Source organism: Nocardia spongicola, from assembly GCF_047200775.1.
Lineage (GTDB): Bacteria > Actinomycetota > Actinomycetes > Mycobacteriales > Mycobacteriaceae > Nocardia.
On the sequence record NZ_JBJZOO010000026.1, the window covers coordinates 17918 to 35820 of the forward strand.

Genomic DNA, 17903 nt, shown 5'->3' on the forward strand with positions numbered 1-17903 from the left:
TTCAGGCGTTCGATGCGATCTGTGACATCGTCGAGTGATCGGGCATCAGTACTCCGATGCCGAGTCCGGCGGCGAAGGCGGTGTCTTGTTGTCCGTAGGCGCGCAGTAGTCCTAGTCGCGCTCGCGCGGAAAGCGATTCGGTGATTGCTGCGGCGGTGGCATGGTCGCCGGTGGTGGTGACGGTCAGCAGCATCGAGTACCGCACCAAACCTGCGCCGCGGACTTGTTCGTTGCGTTGCTGATGGGTGGCTTGTAGCCGTAGTTCGCTGGCGGCGCTCTTGACTCCCCCGCCTTGCTGATTGGCGGTGAGCGCGTCTTTGTATTCTCGGTCGACCTGACGGGTGGCATCACCGGCGCCGAACGGCCGGTAGATCAGGGTCAGACGTTTGCGTGGCAGCGAATCGTGTGGTGTCAGCAAGGGTCTGAGCACTTCGTCGGTGAATACCGATTCGGGAGGGTTCGCCATCTCCCACACCACCGACACGACACCGTTATGGCGGTAGTAGTCCCACTTCGCGGCGGCCGCGGCCGGTCCGGCGTCTTCCCAGTCCATGCCGTGTGGTTCATCGAGTACGTCGAGGGCTTCGAAATCGGCTACCGCGGAGGGGTTGTAGCTGCGGTGCACCATTTCTACGACCTGTCCAGCCGACATCGGTAGTGCGTCGACCCCGGCGCCGAGTAAGTCCTCGTACAACGCAGGGAGTCGGCGGGCGAGTTCGGCGGCCATCTCCTCGGGGTCGATGCGTCGCGCCTTGGTTGTCGCCCGAAATGTGATAGCCAGACGGGCATGTTGCTGCTGGCGGCCTGCCGGGAAGTGCCGCGCCGACTCTTCCATCACTTGAGAGGCGATGTCGGAGTTGGAGTGCTTGATCATCTGCGATACTTCTCTCTGCAGTCGCAGCCCTGTCGCCGGGAAGGTTTCGACCACAGCGACGGCGGCAGCGATATCGCCGGGGAGACCCAGATTGGCCAGGTATGCCCCCCAGTCAGCGGTCATCATGTCGCGCTGGATCTGGGTCAGTGCCTCATCTCCACCGGGCCAGCACTCGATCACGGTCGTGTATTCATCTCGGCGACGCCGATGAATCATGGCGAACTCGTTGCCCAACCGGTCTGTCCCTGTATGCAACGTCGTTTCGGCGAGCAGCCCCGGCAGGCGGTAGCGGCCGCCGGGAATGTGTGAATGTGGGCCGCTGCGGTAGACCGTGCTGCCGGAGAGTCGGCGCCGCCACCATTGAAGTCTCAACTGGATCACCTCGTACAGGCTGTGGCGGCGGGTGGTGATCACCATCGGCGCCAGGATCAACACACTTGTCCCGCCCAGTAACAGGGCTGGGATCAGACCGGCGAGCATCATGGTCAGCAGCGTGGCGACCATCGCCGCGCCACCGAACATGGATGCTCGCAACGAAAGACCGAAAAAGCCGGTGCGCTGCGGGAATGTTCCTGAGGAGTACAGGGGCCGGTCGAATCCGGAGTGGGTGCTCATCGCGGCACCTGCCCGTTGTGGATCGATCCTTCAGCGAATCCCGCCATCGTGGAGGCACCGCGTGATGCGGCGCGGGCGGTTCCGACCGCGACTGTCCCGGCGACCGCCAGCGCGGCGCCACCCAGTTTGGCCGCAGCCGCGCCTTTGCTCATGCCTGCCGATCCGCTGGGGCTGGCAGTCGGGCGGATCGTGGAGCCACCTCCACCGGATCCTGCGCCACCGCCACCGCCACCGCCACCGCCACCGCCACCGCCACCGCCACCGCCACCGGAGTATCGGCCACCGTAACCGCCTGTGGCGCCGGACGCCTGCGGTGAGCCGACAGATGCTCCACCGGATCCTGCGCCACCGCTGTTGGGTTGCATTTTCGCTCCGGCTGCGCGGGCGGCCATCCCTGCAGCACCTGCGGCGGCACCACCGCCAGCCGCCATGGCCGCAACCTGTGATCCGCCGGCGGAAATCGTCGACACCGCTGGGGCGATGACCCGCAGAATTGCGGGCAGTGCCAGCCCCGCTACCGCAAGCAGCACCGCCCCGATGACGGCATCGGTGGCGGTATTGCTGGTAGCGGCCCAGAAAGCGAACGCATAGAGCAAGCTGGCGACGGGTTTGAACAGTAGTGCCGCGATCGTGTAAGAGATCATCGAACTCCAGCTCTGGCGGCCGGTGCCGGTGGCGCTGGCCGCGGCAGCGATCGGGGAGAGTGCCACAGCCAGCGACAGGACAGCTTCACGAATGATCAGCGCAACGAGTTGGGCGATGCTGCCGAGCACCCCGATACCGGCCAGCAGAAGCGAGACCACCGGCCCCAGCATGGATTTCTCGTCGATCCACACCAGCGCCTGGATCTTGGCGTCGACGTCACCATCTGCGGCGGTCTGTAGTACCCAGATCGAGAAGGCGTCACCGGCTTGGTGAAGGACCATGACGGTTACCGGTAGGGTCCAAAGCGCGAACAACGTCCTCATCAGCATGCGCGCGGTCTCTTCCGCGCCTTCGGCCACAGCGTGGCGTCGAGCCATAGCGATCCGCAGAGCACCGGCGCCGACACCGAACGCCAACGCAAACAGCTGCAGTTCCCAGGTGAGGTTGCGTACACCTTCGATTGCTTGTGCTCCGGAGAACGGTATCGGGACCGACATCCAGAACGTCATCATGGTGACGAATGCCTTCTTGTTGCCATCCATGACAGCGCGGGTGAATTTGCCGATCGGGTCGCCCCAGAACAATGTCGCCGCGCCCTGAATTCCGTTGATCCCTATGGTCGTTACGCCAGCAGCGATGCCGCAATTGATTGTGGGCAAGTCACCGATTGTGACGGTGATTGCGTCGTCCAACCAGCCGATTCCGGTGCTGAATGCATCACCCAGAATGTCCTTGCAATCGTTGTAGGTTTTTTCGAATTCGCTGTCATCAGAGTTCGGGGTGGTGTCGAGCGTGGGACTTTCGGTGGGGACGGGCACGTCAGGGCGAGTGGGTGTCGGTTCCGGTGGTGTCGGTTGCGCCAGCACTGGACCTGCGACGACAGCACCGGCCAGCAGCGCACCCATCATGATCACCAGCAGGCGTTTCACCAGGACCATTTCGTCCATCCCTCCAATGACGAATACCGTTGCCCGGAGCCAGTGTTGGCGTATTCGCGTGCCAGCTGCACACGCCAGTCCCCTTCTCGCCACAGCAGATTCAGCCGCAATCCGACCCATCGACCAGCTGTAGCGGTGGTTGCCGAGTTCTGTTCGGTGTGTAGTGCCCATTCGACAGCGACCAGGTCGGCGTCACAGGTGAGGATCCGAAACGCTTCCGGTGCGAGGAACAGGTGACGGAACCGGTCTCCGGCAGGATCGGGTGGTGACGGTGAAGGCGCACGGGACAGTCCTCGTCGTTCGTCGTCGGTCAGGATCGTCAATGCCGCGATCGCCTGGCGGGAGGCTTCGCCGCCGGCGTAGAGGCGTGCAACGAAGTTCCAGCCCGCTATCGCCGCCCCCTGCGGAGAGCGGCGATAGCCCAATAGGTTGGTTCCGTCGACGCGGGAGGGACCGTCGGTGGTCGAGGTCAGGATCGGCATCTCGAAACTGCGTTGGATCTGCATCCCCTGTGGTGAATCAACCGCTTCCCCATCACATTCCATGCGTTGCCCAGGATCGTGCTGGGGCTGCGGTTGTCCAGCAGGGTTTCGGGGGATGATGACCTTGCGGCCGACTCGGTCAGTGGTGGGATCGTCGAACCCGTCAACGGAGTCAGGGACGGTGGGCAGTGGTCTCTGACTGGCCGAAAGCTCACTACTCGCTTCGTGTGCGACGCCGTCTCGGCCAGTGACGACGGCCACCACGGCAACGCACAACACTATGAGCGCCGCCACCAGCACGATACGTGTCCTCGTCACCGTCACCCCTCCAACCGGGTGTAGCCGTCGAGAGTGGGCAACTCGATCGCATCGACCGCTTCGGCGGTAGTGGGCAGCACAATGCGCCAATCATCGATCCAGGCCAGGGCGACGGGGTAGGCGTAGCGGTGGGTAGGGGTACCGGATTCGGTCACAACGTGGACAGCGGCGGTGGTGTTGCTGAACCCAATGACCTTGAAAGCAACAAATTTCGGCGCCATATCAGCGGGAACCGGACCACGGATCGACAAGACCATGCGGTTAGCGGCGAACTCGTCGCGACCTGGCCCCGGTGCGGTGACGACAGACAGGACCCGCCCCCATTCACCGTCACCTGCCAGTGCCAGCATCGCTTGGCCGCGGACCGCGGCGAGCACCGCTCCTTGCGGGGTGCGTGAATACCCTGTAGGGACCGCGTCCCCGCTGTTGCGAGGACCGTCGATCGGTGAGCGAGGCAAGCGGACACCACGGAAGGTATCCCACACCAGCTGCGCCGGCGCGGCAGTCGTGTTCGGCGGCGCAGCTGTCTGTTCAGGCGAGCCCGAATCACTCCCGGCGCCACAACCGGCGACTACAACCGTCACGATGACCGCCATGCAGACGGACCAGGCCATTCGGCTGTTCAGCATGATTCCTCCCTGCATGCTCACCGCATCAGTTCGTGGGCGATCGGCATTGCGACACTGAAGATCGCTGAGGCGATACAGATGCGGATCAGCGAGGATTCCTCGAGCAGCTGGCTCGAAGACGCCGAGCGTCGCTGCCAGATCAGCATCGACACCGTCGCCACGAAGCTGGCGACGGCCAGGAAAGTCGCAAACCAGATGAACCAACCGAACAGGGTGTTCAGCGGTGCCACCACTTGCTCAGGCAATGGCTGTCGCTCAGGTGGTGGCTGCGCCCACAGAAGATGCATCAGGCTGAACCGAACACGATGGTGTTGATGATGAGTCCCGCGGTGCTGATCAAGGCTGCGCCGATCATCGCGCCGACAAGCTTGCCCTGAGCGTCACCACCACCACCAGACCACCGCTGGTAGGCCAGCATTGCGGCCGCGACAATGAAGCCACCGATCGCGGCGATCACAGCAGCCCAGATCACCCACGACAGAATCTGCAGATATTTCTCGGAACCCGGCGGTGTGCCGACAGTGGTCTCGATCCTCTGGGCGAGGACGCTTGTCTGCACGGAATAGTAGGTCGCGGCTATGGGTGACATAGCGGTTTACCTCTGCTTTCGACTGTTTGCTGCGGTGCGGGCGGTGTCGAAGACAGCGCGCCCGATCTCGGTGAGGTCTGGATGGACAGTTGTGGTGGGGTCGGTGCGGGAGAAGCGACGCTGCGGCTCGGTGGGTTCGATGCGCGGAGACCACTGCGGCATCTGCTCGATGTTCAGACACCGGTAGATCGGCAGGAATGGGATGCGCCAAGCCGCGGGAGCGAGTTCTTCCACCAACGCCAGGTGGCGGCGCAGGGTGGCGGGTAAGTGACCGTTGTGATCGGTGATGGTGACCAAGCCCAGCAGCATGCATTCACCGATGAGACCGGCCGCAGCTTGTCGTAGCAGGATGTGCGCGGCATTGAGACCGATCCGGTGGGTGCGGGCGACCACCACTACGTTGGGGTGACGGTCCGCAGACGGCCAGCCTCGCTGTGCGTCCGCAGCCGGAGCCCATGTGTGTGCCAACGTGCTGACTCCTGCCCCACCGTGTGCGCCCAGCAGCCACATCGCCGGAGGAGGGGTGGCTGTCGATAGTGCGTAGTCCCATACCGGTGCCTGCTCCTCGGGTGCGGGCACCTTCAACCCGGCCGGTGCTACAGGCCTGGTTGTGGGTGTGCCGCGCGCTATCGGCAACGCCGCCATGGCGATCCTTTCTGTGGTGAAACCATCGTGTTCACCGGGCATGCGGTTGTTCGGATCAATTCGTTTGACCAGAAAGGATTTCCGAAGCCGACAGCACCTCCTGGCCGGGGACGGTGGCCAGTGGACCGGGTTTGGTGGTGTCGGCTTTTTGCTCGGCCGCGGCAGATACTCCGGCGATGTCCTCGGCTGCGGTGGTGACCCAATCCGCAACCAGTTGCACCGCGCTCTGCCCGCTCGCCCCCACCGGTACGGTGGTGTAGCCGGTGGTGCGCACGTTCTGCCAGTAGCTGGTATCCAACGCCATGCGTACGAGCCCGGCGTTGTCGATCAACCCTTGAGTCAGTTCATTGAATGCGAGTTTGGCGACCTGACCCACAGCCACTGGAGGGATCAGCTTGAGTACTGCGCCACCGAGTTTGGTGGCCAGTACACCGAGCGCTGCCTCGGGGCCAGCGATGAGCGCTGTGCCGATCTCGGCGATACCGGCAGGTGAGAGTACGTCACGGCCGATGGCGATCGCGGCGCCGATCCCCATGCCTGCGATCTTGGTGACGGCCTTCAATGCCTGAGTGACGATGTCGTCGGGTTTGAGGTTCGGGTTCGCTGATTGCACCAGCCGATCGGTGATCGTCGGCCCGGAGGCATTGATCTGCAGCTGCCCGCTCGAGGTCGCGCCGAGGTGGTCGTTGACGAAGCTGGCTCCGGTGTAGAGCACCGACTGGCTGATGGAACTGACCACGCTGGTCAATACACCGATCGGATCGGAGCCATTTTGGACGGTCCGCGCACCGATCCCCGCGACAACTCGCGCCAGGGCCGCATCTTCGGGGATGTCACAGGACAGATCACCGTGGACGCAGAATGAGGCGACTCGTGCCGACAAAGACCCATAGCTGCGGGGAGTCGCTGAGACAGAGAGCCCTCCCCCATCAGCGGGAGCGGCGGCGTTGATCCGGATCTTTTGAGCCACACTACTTTTTGTGACACCCGGTAACTGTCCCGGACTGCTGCGCCCGCCGAGGAAGATCGGTGCACCCGCAGTGCGGCCGGGATCGGAGAAGAGGGCGACTCCGGCGACGCGGTCGGCAGGAAGAGGTCCCCTGCCTGTCCCGATATCACTGGCCAGTGTCGACATCACCTGGGCGCCTTGCTGGATACCGACGAGGAAGACCCTCTGGTTGGGGCAGCGTTCGACCTGATCGGCCAGAAAGGTTGTCGCGTTGGTAGTGCCCGAGGCAACTGACTGGGCGTAGGGGTCGCTGGCTCCGTAGGCCAGATAGGACCGGCTCAGTAACGGTTCGTCACGGTTGGCAGCCAGTTGTGCCGGTACCGCGATCGAGGCACCGAACCCTGTGTCTTGGTCTGGGAGTGTGTGCGGCGCGGCTTCGCCGATACCGTTGGCGATGAGCAGATGCAGCCCGGCGCATTCGGGTTCGGGGGCGGGTTCGGGGGCGGCGAAGGCGGCGGTGGCGGTCGCGGTCAGCACCGCTGTGGTGACCGAAAGGATGCACAGCAAGGTCCGGGGAGCCATGTCAGTTTTTTCCTCTCGGGAGAATCGCCGTGATCAGTGCCCCTTTCGGGGCTTCCGGAGCAGCGATGGTGGTGATCGTTTGGGAGTAGTGGTTCAGTGGTCCGTCGGGTTGACGCGCGTACAGCTCAACCGACCACATGTCTGGTTGCACGGCAGTAGCCAGCACGCAGTGGGTGGTGCCTTCAGGGATGGTGTCGATCCCGGCTCTGAGTTCGTCGATGCCACCGACACGGGCGTCGGCGGCGACATGCAGGCGGGCGGTGATAGCGTCGCGGTCGACGTAATAGGCCTTCTCGAACGCTGCGATCGCAGCCAGCCCTGGTTCTGTCGATGTCTCCGAGACCGGTTGCCCAACACCGATTTCTGCGCACCACGACTTCGCCGCAGTCGTCGACACGGCAGTCGGCACGGCGGAGAGTGTGGGCTCGGCGACGCTCGGTGGCGTCGAACCGGCAGGTTTCATCAGTATCGCCGCGCAGACCACAACAACTCCGGTCACAGCAAGCACACCGGTCACGATCAGGGCGCGTGGGGGACGGCGGGGCAGCCGCCGGGGGCTGGCTGCGGGAAGGTGACCCGTTCCCGGTTGTGGTGCGACAGACTCAGGGTTGGTGTCGAACCAATCTTGGTCGCCCTGCTCATGTTGCGACACCACCGACAACGACGGCGTCGCCGCAGCGGAGGTCTCGGTGGAAATTTCGTCGAACCAGTCGTCGCTCATGTCGACCCCGACGTAGTTGTGAAGATTTCTGGCAGCACAATCGCTGCCAGATCTCTGTAGGCGTGACGCGTATCGGCTTGGAGACAGGTGTGGGTGATGACGTGGCCGTCGGCCAGGTGTGGGTCGAACGGCACGTCACAGACCGCACGCACCCAGTCTCTGTAGAGACTGCCCAATGCTTCGGCGACCGGCGGGGAGTTCGGCTGCTGGTGGCTGACTACTAGCACCGATGAGCCGATGAACTCCCCGCCGAATTCGGCATCGAGGTGCTGCAGCGTCCAACGCAACCGATTCGTCGCGTCATGACGGGCCGGAATGGTCAGTACCAGCCGTGTATCGGGCTGGTCGAGCAAAGGGCGCAGATATCGGGCGGCGACACTGCTGCCACCGTCGACCACGGTGGCCATACCTGCGGTGACGAGTCGATCACAGATGGTTGCCGAGGTGGCACGATGCGGCAATGGACTGGGGTCTCGCCACAACAGCCGGGCTCCCGAGGATGCCAGTGAGAGTACATCGGTCAAAGGTGCAGAGTTGGTTGAGGCTGAACTGGCCAGCCAGGCTTGGACGGGGGAAGCGGCCAGACGGTGATCGGCTCCGCGGATCGCGAGATCTCCACCGGCGACGGTGGCGTCCACAGCGACCACTTGCAGTGCTGCCGCGAGCGCCGAGGCCACTCCGAGAGTGGTGACGGTCGTTCCGCTGCCGCCACACGCACCGACGACCAGCACAGCAGGTACCGGCGCAGGCGGAGTGCGCACCAGATACATGATCGATCCGGTGTGGGGCACTGTGGTTGCGTGCATGCCCGCGACGAACCAGTCACCGTCTGCGCGCATCAGTTACCTCTGCTCGAACAGGTTCTGCGGAGCGGGCGGAGCGGTGAGCTGAGCCCACATCGCCTGCGCGGTGGTGACCACGGTCGAGACGAAGGCCTCCACCGGTGAAGGTGCAGGGACGTGCGGATCCGGCAATGGGGCGGCGATATCCTGTTGGACACTCGGCGCTTGGGCACTCGGCGCTGTTACGACCGCCGCTGCGGAGTCGAACGCGATCGAGGCGACGGGTTCGACTGGGGGTGGAGGCACAGGAGCCGGAGGCATGAGAGGCTGAAGGACCTCCGGAGGCGGGGCCGGATTGTCGCTGTTACCCGATGCGCCCGCCGCCGCGACCGCGCCACCGATACCTGCTCCGATAGCGGCACCGGCAATGACTGCAGGGGTACCGACAACGACGCCGCCGACCATGCATCCGATGGGGAAGCCCACTGTTGCGCCGAACGGTGCCGCCGCTCCTCCAGTCGGGATTCCTGTGATGAGGGCACCCGCGATACCTCCGATGACCATCCCGCCGAAGCAGGCGGGCAGTGCGCCGAGGATGCCGCCAACGTCAGCACCGGCGATGCCGCCGGCTACCGCGCCGCCGGCGGTGACTGCAGCCTGCCGGTCAGCCTTGTCACGAGGTAACCCTGCTGCGTCACCAGCGAGCGCGAGTTGGTAGACCCCGTAGTCGTTCCATTTGTTCCATTCCTCGACCAGCGACGGCGGTGCCCAATCCGGTCGCGGGTGGCTGTCTGCTCCCAGATGCAGCATCACTTCGCGGGGTGGTTCAGGGGGTGGAGGTTCGGTGGGGTGATCGTCGGTGTCGGTGTCGGTGTCGATGACGGGTGCGGCGGGTGCGGGCCGTTTGTCCGGCCAGAAGTCAGGCATCGGTCGGTCGCTGCGAGGCGGCGGAGGATCGACGATCGCATTGGCCAGGCCGGTTCCGGCGTCCGGCGGCAATGGTGCAGGTGGTGGTGGGGGCGGTGGTGCCGGTGTGACTCCGGGCTGCTGGCCACCGTCGTCGTCAGGAGTGACGCCAGGTTGACCTGGAGTTGCCTGTGGTGTGACTCCAGGCTGCGGTGATTCGGCCGCCACAGCAGGTCCGGCTGCGACGGCCACCGGGATGACCGATGCGGCCGCGAGCACCGCGAAACGACGTCGGCGAGTGGTGGGTTTGTTGGGCACAGGTGTCTCCTTCTTCGCTTCCTCCAGTCGAGGTGGTGCGATAGCGATCACCGCATCGGCACAGGAGTGTGGGCGTTGGTACGGAAAACTGGCTTTCGAAATGCGAGAGAGTGTCATCGGCGCTGCCTCAGAGGCCTGACTGGCGGAAGGGTTGATGGTGGTCTGCGGACCGCGGTTGTCGATGCTCAACGACCTTCCTCACCTGAGCAATCCGGACATCCACTGCACCGCACCGGGCAAGCCGAGGACCGCTGCGCTGAGGTGATCTGGTGCAGGGACGGCCACCTGGGTCACCGGGGTGCCCTGGGCACGCCAGTTCGCCATCGTGGCGTCCAGCTCGGGCAATGGCAGTAGCGCATCGACCGGTGAGTGCCATTCATAGACAGGTACAGTCGGCGCACCGAGATAGTTTTGAATACTGTTGTCGCGCATCACTTCTCTGGTGCTTTGTGCGAAGAAGAGGCTGTCGTCGGCAGCGAAGTCGTCTACCGAGTGCCCGAAACCTTCGCGCAAGATCTTGTTGATGCATGCGTTGCCGATCGTGTCCAGGAAATGCTGTCCTGCGACGTTGGTGTAGTCGGTGATCGGCAAGTCGTCGGGATATTCTCGTGACAGGCCGACAGCGACTGCGGCGGCAATGCCGAAAGCCGGATGCCTGTTGTGCCACAATGCGTTTGCCATTGTTTCGATGGACGCGGGAACCCCGCCGAGCGCAGCACCGACAATGCGCAGTTCGGGTGCATAGGTGGGTGCCATCGCCGCAGCGAAGGCAGCGCTCATTCCTCCACCGGAGTACCCGGCCAAGCCGATCGGGCTGTTTCCCAGCTGCAGCGGAGCGAACCGTGTAGCTGCGCGCGCCGCGTCGAGGGTGATCTGTCCGCCCATGCGGGCCGCTCCGTAGGCAGAGCGGGGACCGAGGTGGTCGGGGATGATCACCGTCCACCCCATAGCCAGGAGCGGGTTGAGCGCAGGAGTTTCGCGCATCACGACATCGGGGTCCGGTGACCACATTGCTTGCGAGGGCGCGCACTGCAAGCCGAGGCTGTTGGTGGCATGGTCCCACACGAATATCGGTGCGTCTGGACGGGTGAGAGGTGGAGTGAGCACGGTGGCCACCGCGGGGATCGGACGGCCATGGGCGTCGGCGGAGCGAAATTGCAGTTGGGTGACGCTGGCTGCGACAGCGAAGATCGGCGGCATCGGGCGACTGCGCAGAACATCACCCGGTGCTGCCGACTGCAGGTCCGCGGGTGGAGTGTAGAACTCGTCAGCCAATGCAACCGGCATCACCGGATCCGCAGAGGCGATTGCGCTGTTGTTGCAGGTCAGGGCACCGACACAAGCCAGTGCCGCCGCGCTGAACAGAAAACGTTGCAGTTTCACAGGGTTCGTCCAATTGAGAAGGTTGAGCGGCGCGGAAACGCACCGGGCGCGGCGATCGAGCGGTGAACCGGCGGGTGGCTGGCCCAGGACACTGGGGCGGCGCTGGACCAGCCACCCGATGTACTCAGCGCGGCAGCAAACTGAGCACAGTGTTCACGAGGTTGCCGATCGCCACACTCGCATTGGCAGCGATCGAGGATCCGGCGTCAAGCAGGCTCAGAATTCCGGCCATGAGGATGTCATTCCTTTCTTATGCGGTATGCCGAACGCACACCGTCCTGGTCAGCCCCGCGTCCGGCCGAACTGTTGGAAGCCGGCATGAACATCGAGGGAATCGCGGAGCAGTCGCAGAAAGGACCGATCACAGCCGAAGCAACAGGTTCGACGGCTGCTGATGGCAGCGACGGTCGGTCGATAACACCACCGGGCATGCTCGTCTCCCCCATATCCGAATCTGATCTGATCTGTTTCCCACGATTTCTCCGGATGTCTCCGGACTGCGGCATCGGCGACGCGGTCCGGGGACATCGGATAGCAGTTTCATCGGACCTCAGCTGCAGCGGACTCCAGTTCCACACAGCTAGTGGGACATCGAATGCGGAGGTGTCTACACCCAGTAGCTGAAGCAGTGCAGAAACGGCTGTGGCCGTGACGAAGAACCTTCGTCACGGCCACATTTCGGGGAATCAGGACCAGCTACCGCTGGATCAGGGCGGATTTATTGCGGGTCGTGATCGATGCGTTCCAGGGGGGGAGAACACATCGATGCAAGATTAGCACCGATCCACACCTGATGAACGGAACAGTAGAACTGTTCACACCTTGTGCAAGTTCACGCAGCGATGCGATCGGATTACTGCACACCTTGTGCACAAGAATTTATGAACTCGCACTTCAGAGCGTTTTCGCGGCGTGAGGGTTTCGCTGCTTGCCTGGATTCTCTGAGGCGTTTGTGTTCCAATTCTGATCGCTGACCCCGGTCCGATCGGCATCGCCAAGCAACGGAAAGTCAGGGAACTCTTCCAGGGCACCGGAACTGGTTCGTGACGTCCATGTCGCATGGGTCAGGGAAAGGGGAACATCTCGTGCCGGGGGATAGTACTGCGACCGTGGCATTGCCACAAAGAATGCAACTTCTGGGCCAGACGATGCGGCAATGTCGCGAGCGTTCGAGTATCTCACGAGACAGGCTGGCTCCCCGCGCATATGTGACGTCTTCGACCTTGGAGAAGTGGGAAAGCGGCGAGCGGATGCCGACGTTGGACAAATTGAAATTCTGGTTCCAAGCATTGGATGCCAACGACTGGTACCGGGAGAAAATCATCAGCTTGTCCCAGCCTGCTTTGTTCGAGCTGCAGCTGCAGCTCGGCTCAGGAGCACAGCTTCCCGAACCCACTGTATCGGAGCTGCGCCACCTGGAACTGCTGCCGTTCCCGGCCTGCTACCGACGACTGCCCACCTTCGACCTCATCGCTGCTAACGCCGCATTCCGGCGCCAGTTCCCCGGCCTGGTACCAGCTTCGGCGGCCGCGGCGCGACCAACCAACATCATCGAGTGGATGATGCTGTCACGGCTGTCCCGTCAGATCATGCGGGAATGGCTACGTCATGCCCATGTGATGGTCAATGCGATGCAGATACTCTCCCCCGGTGTTGTGGCACATGACTATCTCGATGCGGTGGTCAGCTCTTGCAGCCGCGCCGGTGAATTCCAGCAGATGTGGGAAACCGATGTCAGCAGTGCCGACATCCACAACAACGATCTGACCATGCTGCATCCGTCACGAACCCGATGGATCTCCTACATCGCCAATTCCTATCGCACCTCACCGCGCAACAACTGGGACTTGCTGATGCTCACCCCCTCCTGACATTCCCCGGCATTGTTGCTGAGACCACAACATGATTCGGGTCGTGGTAACCACATGTGGCCACGGCTTGGTCCACACCTCCTGTGTGGTCCCATCCCCTCGATACATCCGGATCCTCGACGCTGGACTGCAGAACCCGATGTCGCGGTGGCCTTTCCCGCTCGCCGCTGACACATCAGGTTCTGGTGACCCACGCAATGCCACATCGTGCGCTGCTCGCAGCTGATGGCTCTTAGCCACCGCGACAGGACTCGGAGGAAAATATGACCGAACGCGATCGGATCGACATCGGTGCGGTCGCCTATTTCGAAGCAGCCCAACATATTCTGTCGACACTCATCGGCTACGCGATACCGCGCGCGGCCAACGATGCACATTGGGCCCGCCAGCTCGACCAGTGGACACAGCAGCTCAACAACCTGACTCCAAGCGACAAGGCGGCCATAGCTCGAGTGCATATGGTCGACGCCGCCACCTTAGCCAGGCTGGTTTCGCTGTGACTCATCCCGAACCGTCGCTGGCTCGCTACGTCCTCAGCAAGGAGGAGATCAACCGCGTCTATCGCCACCAACTGCTGCCGCTACTGACCGGATTACCCAGCCAAGAACGCCCGACCATGCTGTTGCTGACCGGGCAGCCCGGGGCCGGACACCAAGCAGCGGCCACAGAAATCAAAACCTCGGAAAACAGCAGAACCCGCCCAACCACCGCGGTCATCGACACCACCCTGCTCCACCGATACCACCGCGACTATTTTTCACTGTCGCAGCAGGCCCGCGGTCCTGAGGGCGCCCGCCAGAAGGTAGCCAGCGCGGTCAGAGAAGCAGGATGGACCCACAAGATCCTCACCGAGGCCGCGCGACGGCGAGTGAACGTGATCGTCGTCGCCGATATCGAGCACCCCAGCGATCTCGACACGATCGTGGAACCGTTCGCCACCTCCCCCGAAGGGTTGGAGCCTTACCGCAACGAAGCAGGTCTGATGGGCACCCCCCGCGCCGAAAGCCTGCTCACTTGCCTTATCACCCATCAAAAATATTACGAGAACTCCGGTCTCACACAGCTACCAGCACCTAACACGATCGGCCATGATCGTGGATACGATCACATGCTCACTGTGGCGGACTGGTTCGATGCCGATCCACGGCTCCACGTGATCAGTATCTACCGCCGTGAAGCAATCCCGATCCACGAGAACAACGGACAGACCAACCCGACTGCATTCACCGAGTTCAACCACCTGCCCGGTGCGGTAGCCCGTAAGACCCGGATCGCCACCGGCGAATGGGGCGACTACAGCTACCACCGCGAACACGAAGCCCGTCGGCTACCGACCCGTGTCGTCCTCGACGAATTAGTGCGCAAACAACCCCTCAGCTATCCCGACAGCGTCGCCTTCGAACAGCACTACAAATGGCTGAGTAAGCGCATGCGCCCGGAGTGGGCGGCCACACTCATCCAAGTCCGTGACGATGCCCAGAACGTCCTCACCGGCGCGAGACTGCCCTATCCGAAATATCATCCCGGCGCCGCTGCACGGTTGGGGATAATCCACGAAGTCGTACTGTTCGACTACTTTCAGCTGCTCACCACAGCAGACATGCACGCTATCACCCGCCTGATGGAACAGTTCACCCACGTCGAACTCGCGGTAATCGACGAGACATCCCGTCCCCCGGTCATTCCGCCGGACGAGTTGCTCGACTTCTATGCCGAACGTCAGCGCCACGGCGCACCGGAGCGCAACCCGCTGACCGTGGAAGAACGTATTCGAGGGGTAGTGGCGGCGCTCCGCGCATACGGTCTGCCCGAATCCGACATCACTGTCACCAAAGCGACCGCCCCGGAACTGGCGTTGCCCGAGCTCGGTAACACACACCCGACGTATCGAGCCTCAGTGGGTTTCCTGACCGATCCGTATGACCCGGCCGACCGGGCTCGCAACGATATCTACCGCAAAATTCTTCCCCACCGGATCTGTGAAGTGCTGCTGCCGCGCCCGCGGCCCCGGATCGGGGATCTTGCCCACGCCTACCACCGCGGTGAGCAGCACGCACTATCGGATCTACCGGCGGGATACGTCGACGTATTCCTCGAAATCAGGGGTCCAGCAAGAGTATTCACCACAGACCTCACAGAATCCACGACTGGGATCGAAAACCTGCGGGTCGCCGCTTATGGCACCGACGACGAACACCGAACCGACCCCCGCACCCCACCCGAAGACTTCGACGAGCACGACTTCCCCCCTCCCCCATCAAGTCCCGAACCCGATGTCGACGAGCTCGGACATTCAGGTCCCTAACTCTCGCGAAAGGATCCACCGTCATGGCCGAACCCACCGACATCACTCACACCGATCCCGCCTGGAGAGCTGTCCGACAGTCAGCCAGAGACCCCGATCCCACATACTGGAATACGCTCCAACCCGAGTGGTCAGCCGAGGGCATCGCCGACGCTGCCTGGAGGTACTACGCCAAGTTGATCGTCGACTTCCGAGGCGAGTTCAGACGAGCCGAAGCAAGCCCTGGCGGACTCACACCGATTGTCCAGAACGGGTTATCCCAGCGTTATGCCCAACTCCAATTCGGAATCGCACATGTCAATGTGATCAACGACCGGGACCGTGACCGGCTGCTGGAGGCGCTACAACGCGCTCCCACCCGCGAGGAACCACTGTTCCCACCGCAACCATCAGTTTGGCAACGCATGCGAGCCGCAGTCGCAAGTTTGTTCACCCGCACAGACACCGAGCAACGAGTCAGGCCCGAGCCGGTCCGTAAGATACCCAGCCCAACACATCCACGGCCCAGTGAATGGCAGATGAGGCGTTGGCTGGACACGCTACCCGAAACCGCCTATACCGAAATCCGTGCGATCGGGGCCTCGCCTACAGCAGCCAGGATCAACGATGCCCTCGACCTCGGCGCACTCGAATCAGGCGAGGCTGAACGCGCACGTGTTGTGGTAGAGGCAGTAGTCGAGGACGCTATGAAAGGCATCAGATTTGAACGGGATCCGGTCGGACTCGTCAAACAACCATACCAATTCGATATGTGGAAAGACGCGCGACCATACCTACGCGGTACACCCGAACACGATCCGCCTACCGCGCCTATCCGTTTCGAATCCGGTGTTGCGGCTGCGGCCCTGGCTCGTCCGAGCACATCCACCCGCCATCCAGGCCTGATCACAAACGACGCACCCACGCCAGCTGCCGATCTGTCTCCAGCTGCGGAGGCATCACCTGGTGTCGGGATCTAGCCGTGTAACAACCCCGAACCTTCTACCCCACTCCTCTCCAACACAACCCACGAGGACCCCGCCATGGCCGCTACCACTGACTCTCCTGTCACACAGACCTCGGTCCCTGCGCTTTCCGGTGAAAGCGAACGCCAATTACACGCCATCCTCGCGGAATACAACGAGTGGAAGGCCGCGAATCCAGACGCCGGTCCTGCTGAAGTACGGAAGAAGCAGCAAGAACATCGGAAGGAGTTCAGTCGTGCGTTACGCCGCCACCAGCGCGCTTTGGCCGTCGAGCGCGCAGCCGCCCGCTCAGTGATCGAGAGTTTGTTCGATGAATTGTGGGCGATGGCCGGCGAGTACAAGACTGCTGAGCGCGACTGGCAACAGCAGAGTGGCACACAAGCCAATGTCACGACCGAACAACAGGATCTACAGCCAGCGAATCTCCCAGAACATCTCGTCGAGCAGCGCGCCGAAGTCGAAGACAAGCGTGCCGAAGTCAAAAACAAGATCGAGACCATTCAGGGGCTCAACGAGTCAGAACGTAAACGAGCACTGATGTTGTTGCACTTCGATCGCGACCTCGGACGCCCTGTATTCCCGATCGATCTCGATCTTCGACGTGCCGTTCTACGACATCAACTCGACCAGTTGCGCCAGCACATGCAGACAGGCTGGTCGCAACTACGAACCGCTGGCGCCGAGCTCGCCGCGCGCGTCACCGGCAAACACACCAACACCGACATCGACATCGACATCGAAGACGAAGAACTGACTGTGGAGAGCGCTGACAACCTGGATGAGACCCGCTCTGAATCTGCCGAAAGCAACAGCGAGTTCGACCATGAACAGGTAGTCGATTGGCTGGCATGCTTGCCTGAGCAGGCAGCTAGCGAACAATACCCCAGTCGCCTGTTCAGCGACCTGAATCAGCGTATTACCGGCGCACCACCGGAAGTAGAGGATCGCGCTCTTCGCATCGGCATCAAGATCATCGAAGACCGCCTCCGGAACGTCGAGTTCACCGACAACCCACGCGATTTGATGCAACTCGACGAACTCAGCTACGAGCAGTGGGAAAAACAGCGACCGACTCTCCACACCGGACCTGAACCCACTGACCTGATCGAGGATATCGAGGATGCGGCGCTCGCGGCAGCCGCGATGGCCCGATCGAATGGCTTTACGGCACAACCCAGCGACACTGAGACTGCCGGACATGCCATACACGTCCCGTCTCCCAACCTGATGGTCGATGACGGTGCTGCTGCTACAGCTGGCGTCTGAAACTGCGGAACCGTGCAGAATCCCAGGTCCATCAGTCCACCGGAGAGGTCCACATCAACTCTCCCGTTTGGAGAACCTCACACCCCAGTCGTCGGCAAAACTGTCGACACACTGCCTAGC

General features: G+C 62.6%; 17 protein-coding genes. 5 read left to right on the plus strand and 12 right to left on the minus strand.

What is annotated here, in order from left to right:
• Position 1: 1 nt before the first annotated feature.
• From ACL02S_RS23335 to ACL02S_RS23390, 12 genes are all read right to left on the minus strand, one after another.
• Positions 2 to 1489, minus strand: a complete 1488-nt coding sequence (locus tag ACL02S_RS23335; RefSeq protein WP_412804637.1) for an SCO6880 family protein — start codon at positions 1487 to 1489, stop codon at positions 2 to 4.
• Positions 1486 to 3081: a DUF2339 domain-containing protein gene (locus tag ACL02S_RS23340; RefSeq protein ID WP_412804638.1), complete on the minus strand. Its 1596-nt coding sequence runs from the start codon at positions 3079 to 3081 to the stop codon at positions 1486 to 1488. The genes ACL02S_RS23335 and ACL02S_RS23340 overlap by 4 nt, the downstream gene beginning before the upstream one ends.
• A complete protein-coding gene (locus tag ACL02S_RS23345; RefSeq protein WP_412804639.1) occupies positions 3060 to 3872 on the minus strand; it encodes a DUF8175 domain-containg protein in 813 nt (270 codons plus the stop codon). Before ACL02S_RS23345 ends, ACL02S_RS23340 begins: the two co-directional genes overlap by 22 nt.
• A gap of 2 nt (positions 3873 to 3874) precedes the next feature.
• Positions 3875 to 4501, minus strand: coding sequence for a DUF8175 domain-containg protein (locus tag ACL02S_RS23350; protein ID WP_412804640.1), 627 nt, complete (start codon positions 4499 to 4501; stop codon positions 3875 to 3877).
• A gap of 17 nt (positions 4502 to 4518) precedes the next feature.
• Positions 4519 to 4734 carry a hypothetical protein gene (locus tag ACL02S_RS23355; protein WP_412804641.1) on the minus strand — a complete coding sequence of 72 codons (216 nt, stop codon included), beginning with the start codon at positions 4732 to 4734 and terminating at the stop codon, positions 4519 to 4521.
• A 53-nt stretch (positions 4735 to 4787) separates the two neighbouring features.
• Positions 4788 to 5090 carry a hypothetical protein gene (locus tag ACL02S_RS23360; protein WP_412804642.1) on the minus strand — a complete coding sequence of 101 codons (303 nt, stop codon included), beginning with the start codon at positions 5088 to 5090 and terminating at the stop codon, positions 4788 to 4790.
• 6 nt (positions 5091 to 5096) lie between these two features.
• Complete coding sequence (locus ACL02S_RS23365; protein WP_412804643.1) at positions 5097 to 5735, minus strand: DUF6668 family protein; 639 nt, start codon at positions 5733 to 5735, stop codon at positions 5097 to 5099.
• 55 nt (positions 5736 to 5790) lie between these two features.
• Positions 5791 to 7266 carry a cutinase family protein gene (locus tag ACL02S_RS23370; RefSeq protein ID WP_412804644.1) on the minus strand — a complete coding sequence of 492 codons (1476 nt, stop codon included), beginning with the start codon at positions 7264 to 7266 and terminating at the stop codon, positions 5791 to 5793.
• A gap of 1 nt (position 7267) precedes the next feature.
• Entirely contained in the window at positions 7268 to 7987 is a 720-nt protein-coding gene (locus tag ACL02S_RS23375) for a DUF8176 domain-containing protein (protein WP_412804645.1), read from the minus strand.
• Entirely contained in the window at positions 7984 to 8826 is an 843-nt protein-coding gene (locus ACL02S_RS23380) for a hypothetical protein (RefSeq protein ID WP_412804646.1), read from the minus strand. The genes ACL02S_RS23375 and ACL02S_RS23380 overlap by 4 nt, the downstream gene beginning before the upstream one ends.
• A 3-nt stretch (positions 8827 to 8829) precedes the next feature.
• A complete protein-coding gene (locus ACL02S_RS23385) occupies positions 8830 to 9993 on the minus strand; it encodes a hypothetical protein (RefSeq protein ID WP_412804647.1) in 1164 nt (387 codons plus the stop codon).
• Positions 9994 to 10191: 198 nt separating this feature from the next.
• Positions 10192 to 11376, minus strand: coding sequence for a lipase family protein (locus ACL02S_RS23390; RefSeq protein WP_412804648.1), 1185 nt, complete (start codon positions 11374 to 11376; stop codon positions 10192 to 10194).
• Between the two features lie 1148 nt (positions 11377 to 12524).
• Here ACL02S_RS23390 and ACL02S_RS23395 point away from each other — a divergent pair.
• The 5 genes from ACL02S_RS23395 to ACL02S_RS23415 all read left to right on the plus strand — a co-directional run bounded on the left by ACL02S_RS23395 (position 12525) and on the right by ACL02S_RS23415 (position 17783).
• Positions 12525 to 13247 carry a helix-turn-helix domain-containing protein gene (locus tag ACL02S_RS23395; RefSeq protein ID WP_412804653.1) on the plus strand — a complete coding sequence of 241 codons (723 nt, stop codon included), beginning with the start codon at positions 12525 to 12527 and terminating at the stop codon, positions 13245 to 13247.
• 263 nt (positions 13248 to 13510) lie between these two features.
• Entirely contained in the window at positions 13511 to 13747 is a 237-nt protein-coding gene (locus ACL02S_RS23400; RefSeq protein ID WP_412804649.1) for a hypothetical protein, read from the plus strand.
• Positions 13744 to 15552: a zeta toxin family protein gene (locus ACL02S_RS23405; protein ID WP_412804650.1), complete on the plus strand. Its 1809-nt coding sequence runs from the start codon at positions 13744 to 13746 to the stop codon at positions 15550 to 15552. The genes ACL02S_RS23400 and ACL02S_RS23405 overlap by 4 nt, the downstream gene beginning before the upstream one ends.
• A 518-nt stretch (positions 15553 to 16070) precedes the next feature.
• The gene (locus ACL02S_RS23410; RefSeq protein ID WP_412804651.1) at positions 16071 to 16511 is read left to right on the plus strand and encodes a hypothetical protein; all 441 of its coding nucleotides are present in this window, start codon (positions 16071 to 16073) and stop codon (positions 16509 to 16511) included.
• 63 nt (positions 16512 to 16574) lie between these two features.
• Positions 16575 to 17783, plus strand: a complete 1209-nt coding sequence (locus tag ACL02S_RS23415) for a hypothetical protein (RefSeq protein ID WP_412804652.1) — start codon at positions 16575 to 16577, stop codon at positions 17781 to 17783.
• Positions 17784 to 17903 lie beyond the last annotated feature (120 nt).